This is a genomic window from Segetibacter sp., assembly GCF_025963695.1.
GTDB lineage: Bacteria > Bacteroidota > Bacteroidia > Chitinophagales > Chitinophagaceae > Segetibacter.
In genome coordinates this window covers 1-20,834 of the sequence record NZ_JAOQAH010000010.1, presented here as the reverse complement: position 1 = coordinate 20,834, position 20,834 = coordinate 1, and the positions used below count along the sequence as shown (strand labels likewise).

Here is a 20,834-nt window from a genome sequence, read left to right as displayed (position 1 = left end):
AACGATCCCGCATCCACGGGTTTAAAAGTTTTAACATCTTGTAATTGGTGCCATTTTGTAAAGCCCAGGTAGCAAGATTAGGAATGGTGGACGAAACAGTCACAGACCGAGTTTCAATTGGTTGGTATCCGTTATCGTCATCCACCATAAAACCCAACTCCTTTGAGTTTCCCATGAGATATTTAAATGTAAGAATCCTGAAAATGTATTTGTTGGTTTCATCAGGCAACTGAACGTCATAGTAATATTTAGTCTGTTGAAAAGTTGACAGATCGTTATAGCGGCCCATTCCACAATTGTAAGATGCAGCGGCCGCTGTCCAATTCCCGAACTTTGCATAGGCTTGTTTAAGGTATTTGCATGCAGCATCAGTAGACTTTATCACATCAAAACGTTGATCTACATTGTCGTTTATTTCCAGGTTATATCCTGGCCCTGTGTAACTCATAAACTGCCAAAATCCTGTTGCCCCTACTTTGGAAGACAGGTTCTGAAGATTACTTTCTGCGACGCATAAATATTTGAAATCGTCTGGAAGTCCGTTTTCTTTCAACCTTTGTTCAATGGCAGGAAAGTATCTTTTGGCTAATTTTAATATATACGTCATATGCCCGGGAGCATTGTAATTGTAAATCAACTCGCGGTCAAATGCTTCTCGTACGTCCCAACGTTCCAATGGTACTTTTTCACCGGCAAAAGAAATTTGCTCCGGTAGCCCAGGTACAAAAATTTGTGGTACCGCTTCTGCAGCGCCTTTTTGTGAAGTTTTTGCTTTTTGATTGTTTTCTTTGAAGGCAAATTGAAAAACGATAAAGACTCCGGCAATAAGCCCTAAAGAGAAATAAATAATTGATTTGTTCCTGGCGGTCATAAATAGGCAAATTGAAAATGATGGTTGCTTCTTCCTTTCTTAGTACTAAAATTATGCTAAACAAAACTGCAGATTTTTGCCTAAATATTACCTCAACCTCGCATTTTACTCATCAAATTCAACCCTCTTGAGAATAGTTCCTTCATATTTTCCTTTGGAACTTTAACTGCTATGGGTTACATTTGCCATCCGTAAATAATTTTGTTTAACGCATTTAAATTTCTATTTAAGATGCCAGTAAAAATGAGACTGCAAAGACACGGAAGTAAGAAACGTCCTTTCTACTTTATAGTAGTAGCCGACGCCCGTGCACCAAGAGATGGAAAATTTATCCAGAAAATTGGAACTTACAACCCTTTAACTGTACCAGCTACCGTTCAGTTAGACCGCCAAAAGGCATTAGATTGGTTGCACAAAGGTGCACAACCAACTGATACAGTTCGTAGAATCCTTTCTTTTAAGGGAGTGTTGTACCTGAAACACCTTTTGCGTGGTGTTGGACTAGGTTTGTTCGACGATGCTACTGCTATGGAGAAATTCCAGGTATGGCATTCAGAGCATGAAGCCCAGGTTAAAAAGCGTACTGAAGAAAACCGTAGAAACCAAAGAGCGAGAAGAAATCCTCCGGTAGTAAGACGCGTTGAAAGAAGTAGCGATGCACCTGCTGAAGGTAATGCACCAGCTTAATTTACAAAGGTTGTAATACAATTTTTTTTAAGTCCCTAACCTCCGTTAGGGACTTTTTTATAGTACACGCATTAGTTCTTGTGGCATCATCGTTGCGTCGCATTTCGTTCATCGGCAACATGTTATTCACCTTCTAACCTTAGCGTAACCCTAAACCTTCCACCTTCAACCATTTCAATGAAAGATTATTTTAGCATAGGAAAAATAGTTGCCAGTCATGGACTTACAGGTGAAGTAGTCCTCGAGCATGCACTTGGTAAAAAAACAGATCTCAAAGGCTTACAAACAATATTTATAGAAGAAAGAAAAGACTCCTTTCTTCCATATTTTGTTGAGAGCACTACAGCCAAAAACCAGGAAGAAGTTTACGTAAAGCTCGAAGGGTTTAATACAAAAGAAAGCGCACGGCGACTAAACCAAAAGGAAGTTTGGTTACTTAAATCAGATTTTGACAAGTACGCTGCAAAATCTTCACCTATTTCTCTCCTTGGTTATATGATGATAAACGCCAAAGAAGAAATCGGGGAAATAGTAGAGGTGATAGAACAACCTATGCAAGTACTGTGTAAAATAATCTACCAGGGCAACGAAGCACTTATTCCTATCCATGAAGAAAGCCTGGAGAAAATTGATAAAAAGAGCAAACGTGTTTATGTAAGCTTGCCCGACGGCTTACTGGATATTTACGCATCTAACCCCTGAACCTGCTTTAGCCTTTCATACTACTGCTTGCTCTACTCCCTTTAGGGTTGGGGCTAACGCCCTTTCTGCCTGCACTACCCGGCGATAATTGGGCATTATTATTAACCGAAAGCATCTCCAATCTTAATGAATTTTGCTACTGATATAGGCACCTTCGCTTCTTCAATATTTACCTTCCGTGCTTCTTTTAAGTAGCTATGCATTTTCTCCTGTTGGTTAATAAATTCGCTTACTACTTTGTTGCTGTCAAGGGCTGCTGAGTGAGTGTAATTTTTTAGGTGCCGACATTTTTTCATCTTCTTTTACTGTATCGGGCGTCGTGCTATAAAAATATGACGTACACGAGTGTGACACAACCGGAGATGATTTGAAAAACAAATATTTATTATCCAAAAAATAGATTTTGAATAGATCCGATCTTAATAAAAGCGGGGACAATAGCAATAATTTCACTCTGCTAAAATTACTTGCCGCATACTTTGTTTTGATTTCACACACTTTTGCAGTTCTTCAAAAACCACTTGAACAACCCACTTTGTGGTATAACGAAAAGGACATCAATTTTAGCAGCGTTGGTTTATCTATCTTTTTTACTATCAGTGGTTTTTTGGTTACTCAAAGTTTGTTCAATTCCGACTCTCTAAAACATTATTTATGGAAAAGAGCTTTAAGAATATTTCCTGCCCTTGTGGTGGCTAACCTGTTTTGTATTTTGTTAGGCTGCTCGATAACAAACCTGGAGCTAAAAGATTATTTGTTTAATAAAACAACCTGGACTTATTTTCTTAAAAGTTCTACACTAATTATCAATCAGCCCTACCTGCCTGGTGTGTTTAGCAATCTAAAAGATAATAACGTCAATGCATCACTTTGGACTATTCTTATTGGCGTTGAATGTTACATTGTTTTGTGTTTGGCAGCCTGGCACATTGTATGGCGTAAATGGTTATACTTATCGTGCTTTGTTTTGTTTGAGGCTTTAAGAGTATACCTAACGGCTATAAACAATTACCATATAAAGGGGCTTGACCTGGAGATCCTATTTACCTTTGGAACTTATTTCTATCTCGGCTCACTTCTATATGTTTTTAAAGATAAAATTCGTTTTAAGTGGTTTTATGCAAATATTTTAATGGCTATCGCTTTAGCAACTGTTTATACTTTTGCGGAGGCAATTACCATTTCTATTTTTTTCGCTTATTGCTTTATTATCGTCGGTACATCGAAAGCAGTGATCAATATAGAAGGGTATAATCTTTCTTACGGTATTTACTTATATGCTTTTCCAATTCAACAGCTAGTGATCTCTTATTTTGGTTACTCAATTAACGTTTGGCTTCATGTTGCCATTTCGGCTTTACTTGCTACAATACTTGGCTTTTTATCATGGATTTTTATTGAGAGCCCATTCGTTAGAAAGAAGGCTTTGCGCCGGTGAGGTGTCCATCTTATCAGGCGTAACAATATAACAAGCTGACAATTTCATTCGTCTTTTCTACCTTTATTATTATACATGCAAAAGCAGCAGCGCTATATTGCCCACTTTGACCTTGACAGCTTTTTTGTTTCTGTTGAGGTTTTAAAAGATACTTCACTAAAAGGTAAAGCCGTATTGGTTGGGGGACATAGTGAACGGGGTGTTGTAGCGGCATGCAGCTATGAAGCGCGAAAATTTGGAATACATAGCGCTATGCCAATGAAGAAAGCTTTAAAGCTATGTCCGCATGCCATTGTATTAAGCGGCAACAGGGGCGATTACAGCAAGTATTCAAGAATGGTAACAGAAATAATTGCGTCAAAGGCGCCGCTTTTTGAAAAGGCTTCTATTGATGAATTTTATCTGGATTTAACAGGGATGGATAAATATTTTGATCCCTATAAATGGACAATTGACTTGCGACAGGAAATCATTGATAAAACTGCTTTGCCCATTTCTTTCGCTTTGGCCAGCAACAAAATGGTAGCAAAAATTGCCACTGATGAAGCAAAACCGAATGGGTATATACAAGTGGCTCCCGGGTTTGAAAAAGAATTTTTGGCACCGCTGAAGGTGAACAAAATACCAGGAGTAGGAGAGCACACGTATCAAGCTTTACTGGCACTGGGTATACAAACTATAAAAGATATTAGCAAGTTTGATCTAAAAAAGCTGGAGTGTAAACTGGGTAATTATGGAGTTGAATTGTGGAATAAGTCGCAGGGGATACATGTAGGTGAGGTAACCGCTTATCATGAAGCTAAATCCATTTCAACCGAAAATACTTTCCAGGAAAATAATGCTAATATATCCTATTTATTAAAAGAGCTGGTTAGGATGACAGAAAAGGTCGCCTATGAAGTTAGGCAGGATGAAAAGCTAGCAGGGTGTATAGCGGTTAAAATTCGTTACGGTGACTTTAGTACTTTCAATAGGCAGGTAGCCATAGATTACACAAATAGAGATGATGAACTTATTTATATCGCTAAAGACTTGTTTTCGAAATTATACAAGGCAGGTACTCCTGTTAGATTATTAGGTGTGCGATTGAGCGAACTTACTAATCATGCAGTACAGGCAAGTTTGTTTGACGATATAGCAAGGAAGAACAAACTGTACAAAGCAATAGATGAGGTGAAAAATAAGTTTGGAAAAGCTGCTTTGAAAAAGGCAAGAACTGTATAAATTCTTGTTTCGGTATCCCTTTTTGCCTTGATTTATCTTGGTCTACATTGTCGTCAAACCCGCATTTTCTTCAGTAGAAATTTCTAGTTAAAAAATAACTTTCAAAAAAGGGTTACTCTATTAATTTAGTGGGATATTCCTTACCTTCGTTTACCTTTAAACCAAAAATCTTTTTACTATGAGTTTACACTTAGGAGATGAAGTGCCAAATTTTCAAGCTAATACAACCATTGGTCACATAGACTTTTATGAATACCTGGGTGATAGCTGGGGTGTGTTATTTTCTCACCCTGCTGATTACACTCCGGTTTGTACAACTGAATTGGGTAGAACAGCTGCTCTGAAGGATGAATTTGCAAAGAGAAATGTAAAAGTAATGGCGCTTAGTGTTGACCCTGTTGACAAGCACCATGGATGGGTAAACGATATCAACGAAACACAAAATGTAACTGTTGATTTCCCAATCATTGCCGATGAAGACAGGAAGGTTGCAGAATTATATGACATGATACATCCCAATGCATCAATGACTGCAACTGTGCGCTCATTATTCATTATTGGTCCGGATAAAAAATTGAAGTTATTTATCACTTACCCTGCAAGTACAGGCCGTAACTTTTTTGAAGTTATTCGTGTAATTGATAGCCTGCAACTGACAGCCAATTACAGTGTTGCAACTCCTGCTGATTGGGAAGAAGGGCAGGATGTGATTGTGGTACCTTCAGTTAGTACCGAAGATGCCATTAAGAAATTCCCCAAAGGAGTGAATGTTGTAAAACCTTATTTAAGGTATACTCCACAGCCGAATAAGTAATAAGAACATCTGAACCGGGATTTTTATAAGATTAAAAGGATTGTAAGAAATGGTATTACCGTTCTTCACAATCCTTTTTTATTTCTTTCCAACCGGTAAAATCATGAAATCCGGTTCTATTATTTACCTTACAGCAAACCATCTAACATGAGAAGAACCTGTGTTTTTGTTTTACTTACAGTCCTGTCTCTTAATTTATTTGCGCAACGGACAGTTTTGCATTGTGGAAAACTGATAGATGTAAAAGATAAAAAAGTACTCGAAAATGTTTCAGTTATAGTTGAGGGAAATAAAATAACTGAGATTCGGAACGGGTTTGTAACTGAAGGCGCTAAAGTGATTGATTTAAAAGGTAAGTACGTAATGCCCGGGCTAATGGACATGCACGTGCATATGGAGAGCGAAACAAAAAAGGGTGCAGTAGCCGACAGGTTTACTATGAATTTACAGGATATCGCTTTTGAGTCTATAAAATATGCAGATGCTACATTGATGGCTGGCTTTACAACTGTCCGTGACCTTGGAGGTAGTGGTGTAAATGTTTCTTTGCGAAATGCTATTCATAAAGGCACTGTTGTAGGGCCAAGAATTTTTACTGCCGGCAAATCCATTGCTACAACCGGTGGCCATGCTGATCCAACCAACGGCTACCGCAAAAATTTGATGGGGGATCCGGGACCAGGTGAAGGAGTTATTAATGGTGTTGACGATGCACGAAAAGCTGTACGCCAACGGTATAAAGATGGGTCTGATCTGATTAAAATAACAGCTACCGGGGGCGTGCTCAGCCAGGCGAAAGATGCGTCGGGCGCACAGTTTACCGAAGAAGAAATAAAGACAATTGTAGAAACCGCAAAAGACTATGGCTTTAAGGTTGCTGCCCATGCCCACGGTGCAGAAGGAATGAAGCGCGCAATAAGGGCGGGAGTAACATCAATTGAACATGGCACTTTTATGGATGATGAAGCTATTGCTTTATTTAAAAAGCATGGTACGTGGTTCGTTCCTACTATTATAGCAGGAAAATCTACCGCAGACTCAGCAAAAAATCCAGGTTATTATTCAGATATTGTTACGCCGAAAGCCCTTGCTGTTGGACCGAAAATTCAGGCAACGTTTACAAGGGCATACAAAGCCGGGGTTAAGATTGCATTCGGAACGGACGCAGGTGTCTTCATGCATGGAAAAAACGGCAAAGAGTTTTTCTATATGGTAGAGGGAGGAATGCCGGCTATGGAAGCAATTCGCTCTGCTACCGTCAGTGCTGCGGAGTTATTAGGTATGTCTGATGCACTGGGTACAATAGAAAGAGGAAAAATTGCAGATATAATTGCAGTAGATGATGACCCTTTAAAAGATATAAGTGTGATGGAGAAGGTGACTTTCGTTATGAAAGATGGAGTTGTTTATAAGAATAAATAGTGTGGAACCGGGATTTATAAGATTAGAAGGATTGTGAGGAACGCGAATGTATTACCGCGTTCTTCACAATCCTTTTTTATTTCCTGTAATCCCGTAAGTTCTGCAAAATTGTGCTCAGACACTCGTTTTAGATTGCCGTTCTCACATTCTTCCTGAGCTGTTGAATTAAAGCTTTTAAATCTTTTGATAGTGGTGCTTCCAACGCGTGTTTTGTACCTTGGGCATCGGTAAATTTTAGCTGTAATGAATGTAAGCCCAACCGGTTCAATAACGGCCTTTCTTCCCATTCGTCTTTGCTTAGTTTAAACTTTCTTTTTATGGAAGACAGTAATATTGGTTGTCCATCACCATATAGTTCATCGCATACCACTGGATTGCCTGTATATTTTGCGTGTACCCTTATCTGGTGCGTACGACCAGTGTGAATTTGAAACTGAACCCACGAGTATAGACCGAATTCTTCAAGTACTTTGTAGTCAGTAACAGAAGCTCTTCCTTTTTTATTAGCCATCATTAAAGTGGTTTTACCGGGATGTTCCATTATAGGTACGTCTATAGTTCCTTCCCTGTTCATTAGGGTACCCTTTACCAAACCAACGTAGAATTTTTCAACCTCGCGGCCTTCGAATTTCTGTGAAAGGTCTTTATGTGTCAGTTCGTCTTTAGCAAAAATGATTAAGCCGCTGGTGTCTTTATCAAGGCGATGAATGGTATAAATTTTACCAAACTGTTCTTGCAATATACTTTTAACCGAAGGGTCTTTTCCGAAGCGATCGGGAATGGATAAAAGACCGGCAGGTTTGTTTATAGCTATAAAATGATCGTTTTGAAAAATGATATCAAATTTCATGAGAAGTAAAAAATTGTATTAGAATTGTTGCCGCACAAGTGTGCGACGCAACGATGATGAATGGAAAACCAATGCTGGTGACAACAAAAAGATGATAGTTGTAAGATGACAGAACAAGGATCAATTGTAATTAATTCTACTCCTTAATTTTCACGAAAGATTGGTTCATAAACTTAAGTAGGCGAATCTCTTTTTCTTTTAGCAAACGCCACCTGCCACGTTGAACATCTTTCTTGGTAAGACCAGCAAACATTACGCGGTCAAGACCTTTTACGTCGTACTTCAAGTGCTCGAAAATACGCCGAACGATACGGTTGCGACCGCTGTGTATTTCAACACCAATAATGCTTTTATCTTTTGCATCGGCATAAGCAATGACGTCGGGAGCAACAAAACCATCTTCAAGTGTAATACCTGAAGCAATTTTATCCATATCACCTTTGGTCAAAGCTCTGTCGAGCCTAACCTCGTACACCTTTTTTATTTCGTGTTTCGGATGCGAAAGCTTTTGAGCAAGATCTCCATCGTTGGTAAGTAACAACACGCCCGACGTATTTCGGTCTAAGCGACCAACAGGGTAAACCCGTTCGTCGGTTGCAGTTCGAACAAGATCGAGTACGGTCTTGCGACCTTGTGGATCTTCTGACGTGGTTATATAATCTTTAGGCTTGTTTAGCAGTATGTATACAAAATTCTTACTTGGAGTAACCTTTTTGTTTCCAACTTTTATAATGTCTGTTGGGGCAACCTTCATTCCCGGATCGGTTGCAGGTTCACCATTAACGGTAACCTTGCCTTCTTTAACCCAAACGGCGGCATCACGACGGGAGCAAAGGCCACCGTGCGCAATGTATTTATTGAGAGGCATTACATCGGTTGTGCCCCTTTCAAAATGCCCTTGAGTACCAACCGTTTTTACAGGTGCTTTTTTACCGGGCGCTTTTGCTGCTGCCGGTTTCACCGTTTCGGCCGGCGCTGCTACGGGTTTTGTTGCAGAACCTTCTGCTACTTTTTGGGGATATTTATTAGGTCGTCCTGTTTTTAACGGAGCATCGGTTACTAGCTTTGTAACAGTACCTTCAACTTCTTTTTTTGGATATTTATTAGGGCGGCCTGTTTTTGACGGAGCAGCAGGAGCAGGAGTTTGTTGCCTTTGCTGTCTTTCTGCTCTTTTTCTTTCGAAATGTGCTTCGATTGCTGCAGCTTTTTCTTTTTTCTCTTTTCTTTTTTGCTGCTTAATATCTTCTTTAATTGCGCTTCCTTTTTTTTGTTTTACAAACTTCTGGAAGTTGTCTGAGCGTGCGGGCATTTGTGCTTTTTTAAACGCTTGCTGTTTTACAACAGTAAATAGGGTACCTCGTAAAGGTAGAATTAAAAAAGCAGACCATAAGGTCTGCTTCACTTTGGGGCTTTCGATCTGCAACTTTTTTTTAATTATTTAACAGCAGAACGGTTAGGGCGGTTTTTCTGGCGGCTCTTAAGTTGTTCTTTCTGATCGTTTGTTAGCAATGCTTCCATATCTGATCTGTGTTGTTTCATCAGTTTCTTCATTTGCTCTCTTTTTTCATTTTCACCAAGGGTGCTGTTTTGCCTGATGTTTTGAAGGCTGGTTCTAAAGCTGGCATTAATAGAACTCATTTTAGCTGACTGATCGGGAGTAAGATTTAAATCTTTTGTAATCTCCTCAAATCTATCGTCTCGTCCATTTTCTTTTCTACCTTCTTTGAAATCTTTTTTATAGTTAGCTGCCTGGTCTCTTTGTTCCGGAGTTAATATAGCTTGTATTTTCGCTCTATGCTCTTTCGCAATAGCTTCACGCCTTTGTGTTTGTTGATCTACAGTTATATTTCCCTGTTTTTTTAAGTCCTGCATTTGTTGCCTGAAATTTTGGTTGATGGTTTTCATCTGCGCTTTTTGCGCATCAGTTAAATTCAACTTGTCAAAATTTTCGCCCCCTTTAGACTTCTTGTATGTAGACTCTTTTTCGTGATTTTTATTTTTGTTCGAACTGCCATCCTTTTGTGCTATTGCAGTGAAGGTTAGTGCAACTGCCATCATGCCGAGTACTATCTTTTTCATGGGTCTTTTTTATTTTGTTGTAATAAGTAGACATAGGCCGATATTCTAAGTTTAAAAAGACCTGACGTGTGTGGTGTTAATTAAAAACAAAAGAAAAATAGTCTGTCTTCCAAATAATGACATCGTACATCTCGCTGCTTTGCGACATTATTAGATTTGGTTCAATTTATTTTTTGTACCGGCTGCAGATTTTCATAGCATCATCGTTGCGTCGCAATACGTTCAACAGTTTATTAGGAAGGAAGCGGTTAAATATATTCTCCCGCACATAATCCGTTTCGAAAGCCAAAATTTTAAAGCTCTCCCTAATTACGAAACAGCCTTCAATCTAATGGCAACGACTTTCTTCAATCACCTCGGCCTGCTTTTATACCCCCTCGTGAGAATCTTATTTCAGCGAGGCCAGTGAAAAAATGTAACAAAGTAAGCGTCTCAAAAAATATATGTGGCTGTTCCTGATTTTAAAGACAGAGCCAATTTAAAATGTAGATAAAGAGTTGCGAGGAGCAGTCGGCTTACAACTAAAATTACTAGTATGCCAAATGCCTTAACATTGGCCAAAGCAATTTCTCGGTTCGCTTTTCGTACTAGCATTATAACCATTTTTTGTTTATTTTGCCAGATACAATTTAAAAAATCACTACTTATATGATCAAGCTACAAGTTATTGGAAACCTCGGAAAAGATGGTGTTGTTAATAATGTGAATGGTAAAAATGTTATCAATTTTAGTGTGGCACATACCGAAAAATTCAAAGATGCACAAGGAATTCAAAAAGACAAAACGATCTGGGTTGAGTGTGCTTATTGGACAGATCGTACAGGTATTGCACCGTATTTAAAAAAAGGTACGCAGGTATATGCAGAGGGGCAGCCTGATATTCGCAACTATACAACTAAAGATGGTACTCAAGGCACGTCTTTAAGTTTGCGTGTTAGTTCTGTTCAGCTCTTAGGTGGTAGAAATGATAGCCAGGGCACAGACGGGCCAGCCGGCAACGCTTACCAAAATCAACAGCCTTCCTATAATCAACAGCCTTCCTATAATCAATCATCATCACCAGCAACAGCCTCTGCCAGCGACATTACAGAACCAATGGACGATCTTCCGTTTTAGCAGCTAATACTAAATTATACCGGATTTAAAAAGGGGGTGGTGCTTTATTGAGCCATCCTCTTTTAATTTGCACTACGTTTAATAGTTATTCATGAAAAGAGTTCTCCTCGTTATTGGTTTTTTGTTTTCTATGATTTTTGCAGGTTCTGGTCAAAGATTGGTTGATTTTGTTAATCCATTTATTGGTACCGGGGGACATGGTCACACCTATCCCGCAGCAACCCTGCCTTTTGGAATGGTGCAGGTTGGCCCTGATAACGGCTCGCAAGGGTGGGACTGGAGTAGCGGGTATCATTATTCAGACACCGTTATTGCAGGCTTTAGTCATACTCATTTAAGTGGTACTGGTGTAGGCGATCTAAGTGATATTTCTGTTTTGCCAATGGTTGGCACACCCGATACAGGAAGGGTAACAAGTAATTTTTCGCATAAGGAAGAAAGAGCCAGCCCGGGCTTTTACGGGGTTAAGTTGCGCAAGTTTAACGTATATGCAGAGATGACTGCATCACTACGGGCGGCAATGCACAGGTATGCTTTTCCTGCAACCACCAATGCTTCCATAAGATTTGATTTGGGATTTGCCATAAACACAGACAGAACCACCGAAAGCTATTGGAGAAAAGTGGACGACAGTACTTTTGTTGGTTATAGATTTTCTACCGGCTGGGCTAAAATTCAAAAAGTATACTTTGCGGTCAGGTTAAGTAAGCCTGTAAAGAGTACTACCGTATTTGTTGATAAGAAGCAACAAGAGACAACTGAGAACACTGGCAAGGATATTCTGGCTTTTTTAAATTTTGATACTAAGTCAGGTGAAGCTATCATGATGAAAGTAGGTATTAGTTATGCTGACGTAGAAGGGGCGGTCGAAAGCATGAATGAGATACGGACCTGGGATTTCAATATGGCAAAAAGAGGTGCGTCTGATTTGTGGGAAAGAGAGCTCAGAAAAGTGCAAATTAGTACCGACGATAAAAAGGTGAAGCAGATTTTCTATACAGCGCTTTATCACACTTATCTTGCCCCAACAATATTTAGTGACAGGTTTGGAAATTATAAAGGCGTAAAAGGCGAAGTGTATAATGGAAAAATGATTTTAACCACCAGCTCCCTTTGGGATACTTTTCGCGCTCAAAATCCATTGCTAACAATCACGCAGACCGAAATGGTTCCTTCCATTGTCAACAGCTTTCTCTCATTTTATGACCAGTACGGCTACCTCCCTGTCTGGGATTTGCACTTCAATGAAACCAATACGATGACAGGTTATCACGCAGTGCCTGTGGTGGCGGATGCAATAATGAAAAACATTCGTGGGTTCGACTATGAAAGAGCCTATAAGGCAATGCGAAAAAGTGTGATGCAAAACATCAGGGGAACCGAGATGTACAGGAATTTTGGATTTGTACCGGCAGATAAAATGGGGCAAAGTGTTACCATCACCGCTGAATATGCTTACGATGATTGGTGTATGTTGCAAGTAGCGAAAAAATTAAAGAAGTATGCAGATACAGCATCTTTAGCAAAAAGGGCAACCTATTGGAAAAATGTGTTTGACCCAGGCACAGGCTTTTTGAGGGCAAAAAACACCAACGGCAATTTTGTAACGCCTTTTGATCCCTTTGCTGGCGGCGGTCCTTACACTGAAGGCAATGCATGGCAGCACAGTTTTTTTGTGCCTCACGATCTTGAAGGACTGAAAAACAGTTACTCAACGCCCGACGGCCTTGAAAATAAAATAGACTCTCTGTTTACAATTTCCAGTAAACAAACAGGCGATACACCTCCTGATGTTTCCGGCCTCTGGGGCCAATATGCACACGGTAACGAACCCAGCCATCACATCGCTTACATATATGCTTACCTGCAAAAGCAATGGAAGTCAGCCGAAAAGGTTAGGGAGATCATGACCAGGTTTTACGACAACAAACCCGATGGATTGTCGGGTAATGAAGATTGTGGTCAAATGAGTGCATGGTACGTTTTCAGTGCTTTAGGTTTTTACCCCGTAAATCCTGTAAGTGGTGAGTATGTTTTTGGTAGCCCCCTGGTTGACCAGGCAGTTATTGTACTGCCTTCGGGAAGTACTTTTCAAATCAAGGTTTTAGACAACAGCAAAGAAAACGTGTACATACAATCCATCACATTAAACGGCAAGCCTTATTCTAAGAGTTTTATAAGTCATCATGACATTTTGGTTGGAGGGATATTAACTATCAGAATGGGCGCGCGGCCAAACAAACTTTTTGGAGCTCAAATAGCAGATGTGCCCAAAAGTATGTCTTTAAGCAAGTAAGCGTTTTAGAGTTGTTTTTTGGGCCAAGGCACTGTGCCTACATTCAACATCGTTGTGTCACTCACTTTTACTTACAATTCTTTATTCAACTTTTCACCGATAACACATCGTCAACAATAGCGGACGAGGTGGTTAAAGCTCTTCTATTTGAATTTACGGGTTAAATAAACATCTCAACCATCTATGTCACAGACGTTGGCTTACGACAACTTATTCAATTTTGTCCTCCAGGTTTTTCTACAAATGGGTTGCAATACAGAACATGCAACCTTGGCCACACAAGTTTTATTATCAGCAGATCTGCGCGGGGTAGACAGTCATGGTGTAGCCCGGTTAAGTGGATATGTTAGGCTGTGGGAAGCTAAGAGAATAAACGCAAAACCAAACCTAAAGGTCGTGTATGAAACGCCTTCGACAGCAGTCGTTGATGGTGATGCCGGGCTGGGATTGGTGGTAGCACCTTTTGCCATGCAGGTAGCTATAGAAAAGGCCAAAAAAGTGGGCACAGGATGGGTAAGTGTTAAGAACAGTAATCACTTTGGCATTGCAGGATTTCATGCAATGATGGCACTGGATCATAATATGATTGGAATGGCTATGACAAACGCCAGTGCGCTTGTAGCCCCAACTTTTTCTATTGAGCGAATGCTTGGCACTAACCCGATCGCCGTGGCCATTCCTGCTAATAACGAACCGGCTTTTGTAGCTGATTTTGCTACAACAACAGCTTCAAATGGTAAGCTCGAAATTTTGCAACGAAAAGACCAGGAAGCACCGGAAGGTTGGGTGCAGGATGCAAATGGACAAGCAACAACAAATGCAAGTGCACTAAAAGAGGGCGGTGCAATGTTGCCATTAGGTGGCGATAGGGAGCATGGAAGTCATAAAGGCTACGCTTTGGGAAGTATTGTTGATATTTTTTCTGCTGTGTTAAGTGGCGCCAGTTATGGTCCCTGGGCACCACCTTTTCCTGCATATGTACCAATGCCACAAAACATGCCGGGGGAAGGTCTCGGACATTTTCTTGGTGCGATGCGTGTTGATGCGTTTAGGCCAGCAACAGAATTTACAGACCATATGGATAATTGGATAAGAAGATTTAAAACAGCAAAGCCTGCACCTGGACATGAAAAAGTTTTAATACCGGGAGATCCGGAGCGTGAAATGGAAACAACCAGGAGAAAAGAAGGAATACCGTTATTTGAGTCTGTGGTAGCTGACTTGATAGGGGTTGGAGAAAAAATGGGAATTTCTTTTCCGCACTAACGGGGAGCTTTTTTAAACGGTCTTTAAATTACTGTGTTCTTTTTTGTAAAAAGTGTAAGCCAGCAAAGGCTCTTAATCGAAGGATTTATCCTACTCTCTTTTTACCGTCATTGTATTACCTTTGCCCGACTTTTTAGTGCTGATTTTAAACTGTTTTCATTGTTGCATTACCAAATTTCGTACAAGGGAGTGACACAACGATGTTTAATAGAATTACAAGTGCGGGCACCAAAATAAAAACACATAATATTAAATAGAATGGCAGATGTTTTTGCGAAGCTTGTAAAGAATGGAGGGCCTCTTGGTCAGCATATGGATAGGGCCCACGGGTATTTTGCTTTTCCGAAACTGGAAGGTGAACTTGGGCCAAGAATGACTTTCAGAGGTAAGGAAATGATTGTGTGGAGCCTGAACAATTATTTAGGATTGGTTAACCATGCTGAAGTGAGAAGGGTAGATGCGGAAGCAGCAGCGATGTATGGAATGGGAAACCCGATGGGCGCGAGAATGATGAGCGGAAATACAGCAAAACACGATCAGCTGGAGAAAGTGATTAGTGCATTTGTTGATCGTGAAGATACAATGCTTTTAAACTTTGGATACCAGGGAATAATGAGCTGTATTGATGCACTGGTTAATCGCAGAGATGTAATTGTATATGATGCACAAGCGCATGCTTGTATTGTTGACGGGGTAAGATTGCATGTGGGTCAGAGGTATGCATTTAAACACAACGATATTGCTGATTGCGAAAAACAGCTTCAACGTGCTACAGAAATTGCCAATAGAAATGGTGGCGGCATTTTGCTTATAACTGAGGGTGTTTTTGGTATGGATGGAGAGCAGGGCAAACTAAAGGAAATTGTTGAACTGAAGGATAAATATGAGTTCAGAATTTTGATTGATGATGCACACGGATTTGGATATATGGGGCCCAACGGTGCAGGTGCAGATTCGGCACAAGGATGCACAGAAGGAGTGGATTTATATTTTTCAACTTTTGTAAAGAGCATGGGAAGTATCGGTGCTTTTATTAGCGGCCCTAAAAATGTGCTTAAGTATTTGCGTTATAATACCCGTAGCCAAATTTTCGCAAAAAGCCTTCCGCTGTTGATTGTTGAGGGGATGCTTCACCGAATGGAAATGGTGAAGACCATGCCTGAACTTCGTGAAAAGCTTTGGTACAATGTAGGCCGGTTACAAGAGGGTTTAAAAGCCAGAGGTTTTGATATAGGTAACACCAATTCGCCCGTTACACCAATTTATATGAAAGGTGAGCTGCCGGAAGCAACATCGATGGTGATGGATCTTCGCGAGAATTATCACATTTTTTGCTCCATAGTAGTGTATCCTGTTATTCCGAGAGGTGAGATCATTTACAGAATAATTCCGACAGCATCGCACAGTGAAGAAGATATTGATCTTACATTGAAAGCCTTTGAGGAAACAAAAAAGAAACTTGACTCCGGGGCATATAAAGCAGAGAAAATACCTGATATGGCTGAAGCGATTTGACCCCGGCCCTAAGGGGTGGAGAGAGAAAATACAAATCAAAGCAGACTTATGAAATACCCAGGGTATTGGTTCGTAGGTTTACGCAATTCAGTATCGCGGAGGCTAAAGCCCCCTTTAGGGCGGGGGGTAAGAACGTCACCTTTCGTAATACTTTCTATTATAACCGCTTTTTTATTTCTCTATCAACTCATATTCCAAAGAGGTGGACCAGACGAATGGCGGCAGCCGTTGTTATTGCGATTACTGCTTTTTCTTTTTCTGTTCGTGGTGATGGATATCCTCTTAAAGCTCTTTGTTACAAAAAATTATTGGCTTTGGATTATCCAGCTCTTCTTGTGCTTAGGGTTCATTTACTACTGGATAATTAGCTGATATTTTTATAAAAAGGCCATTCTTTATTTACCCTGGCCTTTATAAAAAATACGACTACTCCTAATGCAATTACAATTAGTCCATACGATGCCATCTCGAACCCTGTTTTGTACAGTATAAATAACCAGATGGCAATTGCAACATATACGGGTACCGGAAACAAAGGCATTTTATAAGGAAAATCGCTTTTAGGTCGTGCTTTTCTTAATAATAATAAACCTATTGCCTGCCCGATAAACTGAATCAAAATACGCATGGCAAGAATGGCACTAATAACTTCGCTAAGCCTAAATAGCAAACTGAAAATAAAAGCAATACTTCCCAGCACTAGCAATGAAACATAAGGAAAGTGTTTGGTTGGATGCACTTTGGCAAATACTTTAAAAAAGGCGCCATCTGCCGCCGCTGCATAGGGAATACGGCTATAACCAAGGGTAGCAGAAAAAACGGACGCAAAGGCAACCCATAAAATAAGACAGGTAATAATTTTAGCTGCTGTACTTCCTGCAAGTTCTTTCATAAAAAGACTTAGTACAAACTCACTTTCTTTTGCTTGTTGCCAAGGTATTACACTTACCACGCTTATATTCATCAACAGGTACAAAACTGCAATTCCTGCAATTGACAAAAACATACTTCGGGGAATATTTTTAGAGGGGTTCGTGATTTCTCCACCAAGATGACAAACGTTGTAGTATCCCAAATAACTATAAACAGATTTTACACTGGCAAAACCTATTGCTGATACAAATGCAAAGTTGATGGTGAGGCCATCGTTTATATGTTGAATAGGTGAAGCAAAATTTCCGTGAGCAATGCCAGCGCCGATAATCCAAAACAAGGTAACAATAACACCAGCCCAAAGAAAGATGCTGATTTTACCTATTGCATCAATTTTTCTATACAATAGCACGACAATTAAAATAACTACTCCACCGCTTAATAATTTGCTTTGTATTGATGTTAGTGGAACGAGGTAAGAAAAATAAGAGGCAAAACCGATAGCTGCCGATGCAATAACAAGAGGTGCCTGTATCATAGTTTGCCATACAAACAAAAAGCTCATCATTCTGCCCGCGCCATTCGCTCCATATGCCTCCTTTAAAAAGTTATAGCTACCACCAGCTCTTGGAAATGCTGTACCCAGTTCACTCCAAATCATCGCGTCGACAAACGAAAGAACGGCTCCTGCTACCCATGCATATAAAAACCATGGTCCGTTCATCATTCCTATAACCATTGGCAAAGTGATGAAAGGACCAATCCCAACCATGTCAATCATGTTAATAGCTGTTGCTTGTACAAGACCAAGCCGTCTTTCTAATACAGGTGCCGCCATTAGTTATATTTGTTTTGCCAATTTTGTGTTGCAAAGGTGCAAAGAAGAATTGACGAATTTGGTAAATAAGTACAAGGACGAACTTGAGTTATAGTTGAGAGAGCGAAGCAAAACGTCTTAATCAAATGCACATAAAAGTCTTTACATTACGAACATGTTTTCTAATTATTGGCTGGCTGTTTCTATTCTTGCTGTTGTAGCAGTTTTAAGCGTACGCACAGGTAAACTAACAGCTACGGCAGGATTAACAGGTTTTATAGTAGGGCTGCTAATATTTGCAGGGGCTGGATTTACTGGAGTAACTATGCTGGCTGTTTTCTTTCTTTTAGGAACGATTGCAACATCATGGGGAATGAGAAAGAAGCAGCGTTTGGGATTAGCTGAAAATGATAAAGGCCAACGCAAAGCAGGGCAGGTAATAGCAAATGCAGGTGTTGCCGCAATACTTGGTTTGTTAGCAATTACGCTTCCAGATCTAATGATTTTTTGTAGGATTATGATGGCAGCAAGTTTTGCTTCGGCAGCTGCCGACACTTTATCTTCTGAACTGGGCGTTTTGTACGGAAAGAAATTTTATAACATCATTACTTTCAAAAAAGATACAAGAGGATTAGATGGAGTAGTGAGTTTCGAAGGAACCATGCTGGGAGTTTTGGGAAGTATTTGTATAGCCCTTGTTTTCTCTATAAGCCTTGGTTTTAGTATTCAATTTTTTCTCATTGTTATTGCCGGTACCGTAGGTAATTTGGTTGACTCTGTTTTAGGTGCCACCGTGGAGCGGAAGCATCATTTCAATAATAATGCTGTTAACTTTCTAAATACTGCAATAGCTGCATTAGCAGGCTTATGTCTTATGCTTTTAACGAACATTAGTTAGTGTTTGTAAGACTGCTTTTGTTTATAACATCCTTCGTAAAACGCACTTTTATTGCAATTGATATTGCTTCAAATGTTGCTTGGACATGATTAAATAAAAATGTTGAAAGGCTGTTGTAGAAAGGCTTTCAATCTCTTAAATCATTCCTTGCCATACTTACTTCTTATCGAACATGTTGTAATTCATCAAAATACTGCCTTTACATTTGCTTCAGATTATTTCTGATGAAGCTCTGCTCTTTATCCTAATCTACCCTCTGAAATTTCTTCTGACATTGCCTGCGTAAACATTGCTTCCATCCAGATTGCTGCCACCAAATTTTTTTTAATAACTTAAAATAGAAAAACATGAAAAAGAAAATCACAAGCAGCGGTATGAAGTCGATTTTTACAATCGTAATCCTGATGTCTGGATTATTTATCAATGTTGCAAAAGCAGCAGAAGACAAACCGGCGAAAAGTGCTAACTACGGATTTAAGTATGTAGGTCAACTTAAGGATCAGCCAATCTTTCAATTAGATATAGAAAATCTTCAGAAAGAAGATGTATTTCTAAAACTTGAAGATGAGGTGGGAAACGTGCTGTACAATGACAAGTTCAGTGAAGTAAATTTTTCGAAAAAGTTCCAGTTTGATATTAGTGAACATGGTAGCACAACTATTAAAATGATTCTATTTTCGAGGACTTTAAAACAAACACAAGTTTTTAAAATCGAGAATGTAAGGCAACTTGTTGAAAGTGTAGTTGTAACTAAAGTAGATTAGGAATGATGTAAAACGGTAATTGTAAGAACGAAAATGTTACCGGTTTTATTCAAAAACGTGCTACGTACAGTAGATATAAAAAAATAAGCCACGCGAATGCGAGGCTTATTTTTTTATGCAACAAAAATTTAGATAATTATCGTTTCTGTTGATTGTTTTCTACCGGAATTGGTATCAATTCTGGCTGTTTTAAGCCGAAAAGAATTGATAGAACATCTTTCACACTCATATAATACGTTTAAAGGTTGAGAATCTAATTTTATTTTACCCCTAGCTAATTAAGAGTGCGTGTAAATTAGTGAGAAATACCGGACGAAACTGTTAAAAAGGAAATATCGTTTAAGATTTAATTTTTATTTTAATAACTAATATTATCCCTAAATTATTGTGCTTCCCCCCCGGGGGCTAAGTCTATTTTTTATGTCGTAGGCATATCTTCTGTTGTTTTCTCTTTTAATAACCGATCATCTATTACCTGCTTAAATGCATTTTTTGGCAATGCACCCCGTTGAACCATAGGTGCGCCGTTTACAGGTATAAAAAGGAAAGTAGGAATACTTTGAATACCGAACAATTCCGACAGCTCAGGTTCCTTGTCAGTGTCTATCTTGTAAATCTCTACCTTGTTATCATACTCTTCAGACAACTGCTCTAGGGTAGGGGCAACAGCTTTACAAGGCCCGCACCATTCTGCGTAAAAATCTATTATGGCAGGTAACTTACCCTTATACTTCCATTCTTCGTTATTCTGGTAATCAAAAACCTCCTCAATAAATGTTTGCTTGGTTAAATGTTTAGTAGGCATTTGTTTGCTTTTTTGTAGTAAAAATTATGGGTAACCATACAGTTTTTGGCAAACACAATGCCATGGATAATAAAAGAATAATGCCAAAGAACTTTTGGTACAAACACCCCAATAAAATTAAACATTGTTGTGTCACTCACTTCACCCATGTTAAAGAATTCAACATGGGTGAGAACCCGCTCTATAACTTACCATCACGCTTATGGTGCATGGTTTACTATAAATATTCGCCGTTACATCTTATCAAACATTAGTGCAGGTAATGCCCGCTTTGTTTATACAGGAGAAGGCAACGATTATTTTTGGCTCAATGTAAAAGGATATGTTTTAACCATCCTTACATTGGGCATTTACATGTTTTGGTGGCAAAAAGACCAGTTTGATTTTTTGGTAAATA

General features: G+C 39.4%; 19 protein-coding genes and 1 pseudogene. 13 read left to right on the top strand and 7 right to left on the bottom strand.

Translation table 11 applies throughout. The features are described 5' to 3' along the window. Positions 1-871, bottom strand: an 871-nt coding sequence (locus tag JWR87_RS00750) for a lytic transglycosylase domain-containing protein (RefSeq protein WP_297814602.1), incomplete at its 3' end; no start/stop codon positions are given. Positions 872-1,114: 243 nt separating this feature from the next. Here JWR87_RS00750 and rpsP point away from each other — a divergent pair. Next, the gene (gene rpsP / locus JWR87_RS00745; protein ID WP_297814600.1) at positions 1,115-1,558 is read left to right on the top strand and encodes a 30S ribosomal protein S16; all 444 of its coding nucleotides are present in this window, start codon (positions 1,115-1,117) and stop codon (positions 1,556-1,558) included. 177 nt (positions 1,559-1,735) lie between these two features. Beyond that, entirely contained in the window at positions 1,736-2,260 is a 525-nt protein-coding gene (gene rimM, locus JWR87_RS00740) for a ribosome maturation factor RimM (RefSeq protein ID WP_297814599.1), read from the top strand. Between the two features lie 101 nt (positions 2,261-2,361). Here rimM and JWR87_RS00735 read toward each other — a convergent pair whose 3' ends face one another. Then, positions 2,362-2,556, bottom strand: coding sequence for a hypothetical protein (locus JWR87_RS00735; RefSeq protein ID WP_297814598.1), 195 nt, complete (start codon positions 2,554-2,556; stop codon positions 2,362-2,364). Positions 2,557-2,663: 107 nt separating this feature from the next. Here JWR87_RS00735 and JWR87_RS00730 point away from each other — a divergent pair, with 107 nt between their 5' ends. From JWR87_RS00730 to JWR87_RS00715, 4 genes are all read left to right on the top strand, one after another. Then, a complete protein-coding gene (locus JWR87_RS00730; protein WP_297814597.1) occupies positions 2,664-3,698 on the top strand; it encodes an acyltransferase in 1,035 nt (344 codons plus the stop codon). Between the two features lie 75 nt (positions 3,699-3,773). Next, positions 3,774-4,922: a DNA polymerase IV gene (dinB, locus tag JWR87_RS00725; RefSeq protein WP_297814596.1), complete on the top strand. Its 1,149-nt coding sequence runs from the start codon at positions 3,774-3,776 to the stop codon at positions 4,920-4,922. Positions 4,923-5,100: 178 nt separating this feature from the next. Next, a complete protein-coding gene (locus tag JWR87_RS00720; protein ID WP_297814595.1) occupies positions 5,101-5,736 on the top strand; it encodes a peroxiredoxin in 636 nt (211 codons plus the stop codon). A 147-nt stretch (positions 5,737-5,883) separates the two neighbouring features. After that, positions 5,884-7,158, top strand: a complete 1,275-nt coding sequence (locus JWR87_RS00715; protein WP_297814593.1) for an amidohydrolase family protein — start codon at positions 5,884-5,886, stop codon at positions 7,156-7,158. Positions 7,159-7,285: 127 nt separating this feature from the next. Here JWR87_RS00715 and JWR87_RS00710 read toward each other — a convergent pair whose 3' ends face one another. The 3 genes from JWR87_RS00710 to JWR87_RS00700 all read right to left on the bottom strand — a co-directional run bounded on the left by JWR87_RS00710 (position 7,286) and on the right by JWR87_RS00700 (position 10,087). Beyond that, positions 7,286-8,008, bottom strand: coding sequence for an RluA family pseudouridine synthase (locus JWR87_RS00710; RefSeq protein WP_297814591.1), 723 nt, complete (start codon positions 8,006-8,008; stop codon positions 7,286-7,288). A gap of 136 nt (positions 8,009-8,144) precedes the next feature. Next, entirely contained in the window at positions 8,145-9,317 is a 1,173-nt protein-coding gene (locus JWR87_RS00705) for a pseudouridine synthase (RefSeq protein ID WP_297814589.1), read from the bottom strand. A gap of 125 nt (positions 9,318-9,442) precedes the next feature. Further along, positions 9,443-10,087, bottom strand: coding sequence for a hypothetical protein (locus JWR87_RS00700; RefSeq protein ID WP_297814588.1), 645 nt, complete (start codon positions 10,085-10,087; stop codon positions 9,443-9,445). A 648-nt stretch (positions 10,088-10,735) separates the two neighbouring features. On the opposite strand from JWR87_RS00700, the gene ssb reads away from it, so the two are divergent. From ssb to JWR87_RS00680, 4 genes are all read left to right on the top strand, one after another. Further along, the gene (ssb, locus tag JWR87_RS00695) at positions 10,736-11,203 is read left to right on the top strand and encodes a single-stranded DNA-binding protein (protein WP_297814586.1); all 468 of its coding nucleotides are present in this window, start codon (positions 10,736-10,738) and stop codon (positions 11,201-11,203) included. Between the two features lie 91 nt (positions 11,204-11,294). Next, positions 11,295-13,499, top strand: coding sequence for a GH92 family glycosyl hydrolase (locus JWR87_RS00690; protein WP_297814584.1), 2,205 nt, complete (start codon positions 11,295-11,297; stop codon positions 13,497-13,499). 183 nt (positions 13,500-13,682) lie between these two features. Next, the gene (locus JWR87_RS00685; RefSeq protein ID WP_297814583.1) at positions 13,683-14,765 is read left to right on the top strand and encodes an Ldh family oxidoreductase; all 1,083 of its coding nucleotides are present in this window, start codon (positions 13,683-13,685) and stop codon (positions 14,763-14,765) included. A gap of 258 nt (positions 14,766-15,023) precedes the next feature. Continuing rightward, positions 15,024-16,280 (top strand): pyridoxal phosphate-dependent aminotransferase family protein, encoded by a 1,257-nt coding sequence (locus JWR87_RS00680; RefSeq protein WP_297814582.1) that lies wholly within the window; start codon positions 15,024-15,026, stop codon positions 16,278-16,280. A gap of 364 nt (positions 16,281-16,644) precedes the next feature. Here JWR87_RS00680 and JWR87_RS00675 read toward each other — a convergent pair whose 3' ends face one another. Continuing rightward, positions 16,645-17,991: an amino acid permease gene (locus JWR87_RS00675; protein WP_297814581.1), complete on the bottom strand. Its 1,347-nt coding sequence runs from the start codon at positions 17,989-17,991 to the stop codon at positions 16,645-16,647. A gap of 154 nt (positions 17,992-18,145) precedes the next feature. On the opposite strand from JWR87_RS00675, the gene JWR87_RS00670 reads away from it, so the two are divergent. Together JWR87_RS00670 and JWR87_RS00665 are read left to right on the top strand one after the other, a co-directional pair. Beyond that, a complete protein-coding gene (locus tag JWR87_RS00670) occupies positions 18,146-18,868 on the top strand; it encodes a DUF92 domain-containing protein (protein ID WP_297814580.1) in 723 nt (240 codons plus the stop codon). Positions 18,869-19,215: 347 nt separating this feature from the next. Beyond that, positions 19,216-19,632 carry a hypothetical protein gene (locus JWR87_RS00665; protein WP_297814579.1) on the top strand — a complete coding sequence of 139 codons (417 nt, stop codon included), beginning with the start codon at positions 19,216-19,218 and terminating at the stop codon, positions 19,630-19,632. 418 nt (positions 19,633-20,050) lie between these two features. Here JWR87_RS00665 and trxA read toward each other — a convergent pair. Then, positions 20,051-20,443, bottom strand: a pseudogene (gene trxA / locus JWR87_RS00660) (thioredoxin); the annotation flags it as partial. Positions 20,444-20,566: 123 nt separating this feature from the next. On the opposite strand from trxA, the gene JWR87_RS00655 reads away from it, so the two are divergent. After that, positions 20,567-20,834, top strand: a 268-nt coding sequence (locus JWR87_RS00655) for a DUF898 family protein (RefSeq protein ID WP_297814578.1), incomplete at its 3' end; no start/stop codon positions are given.

Coding starts and splice junctions, on each gene's coding strand:
- rpsP (WP_297814600.1), top strand. CDS start 1,115: ATGAGACTGCAAAGACACGGAAGTAAGAAACGTCCTTTCTACTTTATA.
- rimM (WP_297814599.1), top strand. CDS start 1,736: ATGAAAGATTATTTTAGCATAGGAAAAATAGTTGCCAGTCATGGACTT.
- JWR87_RS00735 (WP_297814598.1), bottom strand. CDS start 2,556: ATGAAAAAATGTCGGCACCTAAAAAATTACACTCACTCAGCAGCCCTT.
- dinB (WP_297814596.1), top strand. CDS start 3,774: ATGCAAAAGCAGCAGCGCTATATTGCCCACTTTGACCTTGACAGCTTT.
- JWR87_RS00720 (WP_297814595.1), top strand. CDS start 5,101: ATGAGTTTACACTTAGGAGATGAAGTGCCAAATTTTCAAGCTAATACA.
- JWR87_RS00715 (WP_297814593.1), top strand. CDS start 5,884: ATGAGAAGAACCTGTGTTTTTGTTTTACTTACAGTCCTGTCTCTTAAT.
- JWR87_RS00710 (WP_297814591.1), bottom strand. CDS start 8,008: ATGAAATTTGATATCATTTTTCAAAACGATCATTTTATAGCTATAAAC.
- JWR87_RS00705 (WP_297814589.1), bottom strand. CDS start 9,317: ATGCCCGCACGCTCAGACAACTTCCAGAAGTTTGTAAAACAAAAAAAA.
- JWR87_RS00700 (WP_297814588.1), bottom strand. CDS start 10,087: ATGAAAAAGATAGTACTCGGCATGATGGCAGTTGCACTAACCTTCACT.
- ssb (WP_297814586.1), top strand. CDS start 10,736: ATGATCAAGCTACAAGTTATTGGAAACCTCGGAAAAGATGGTGTTGTT.
- JWR87_RS00690 (WP_297814584.1), top strand. CDS start 11,295: ATGAAAAGAGTTCTCCTCGTTATTGGTTTTTTGTTTTCTATGATTTTT.
- JWR87_RS00685 (WP_297814583.1), top strand. CDS start 13,683: ATGTCACAGACGTTGGCTTACGACAACTTATTCAATTTTGTCCTCCAG.
- JWR87_RS00680 (WP_297814582.1), top strand. CDS start 15,024: ATGGCAGATGTTTTTGCGAAGCTTGTAAAGAATGGAGGGCCTCTTGGT.
- JWR87_RS00675 (WP_297814581.1), bottom strand. CDS start 17,991: ATGGCGGCACCTGTATTAGAAAGACGGCTTGGTCTTGTACAAGCAACA.
- JWR87_RS00670 (WP_297814580.1), top strand. CDS start 18,146: ATGTTTTCTAATTATTGGCTGGCTGTTTCTATTCTTGCTGTTGTAGCA.
- JWR87_RS00665 (WP_297814579.1), top strand. CDS start 19,216: ATGAAAAAGAAAATCACAAGCAGCGGTATGAAGTCGATTTTTACAATC.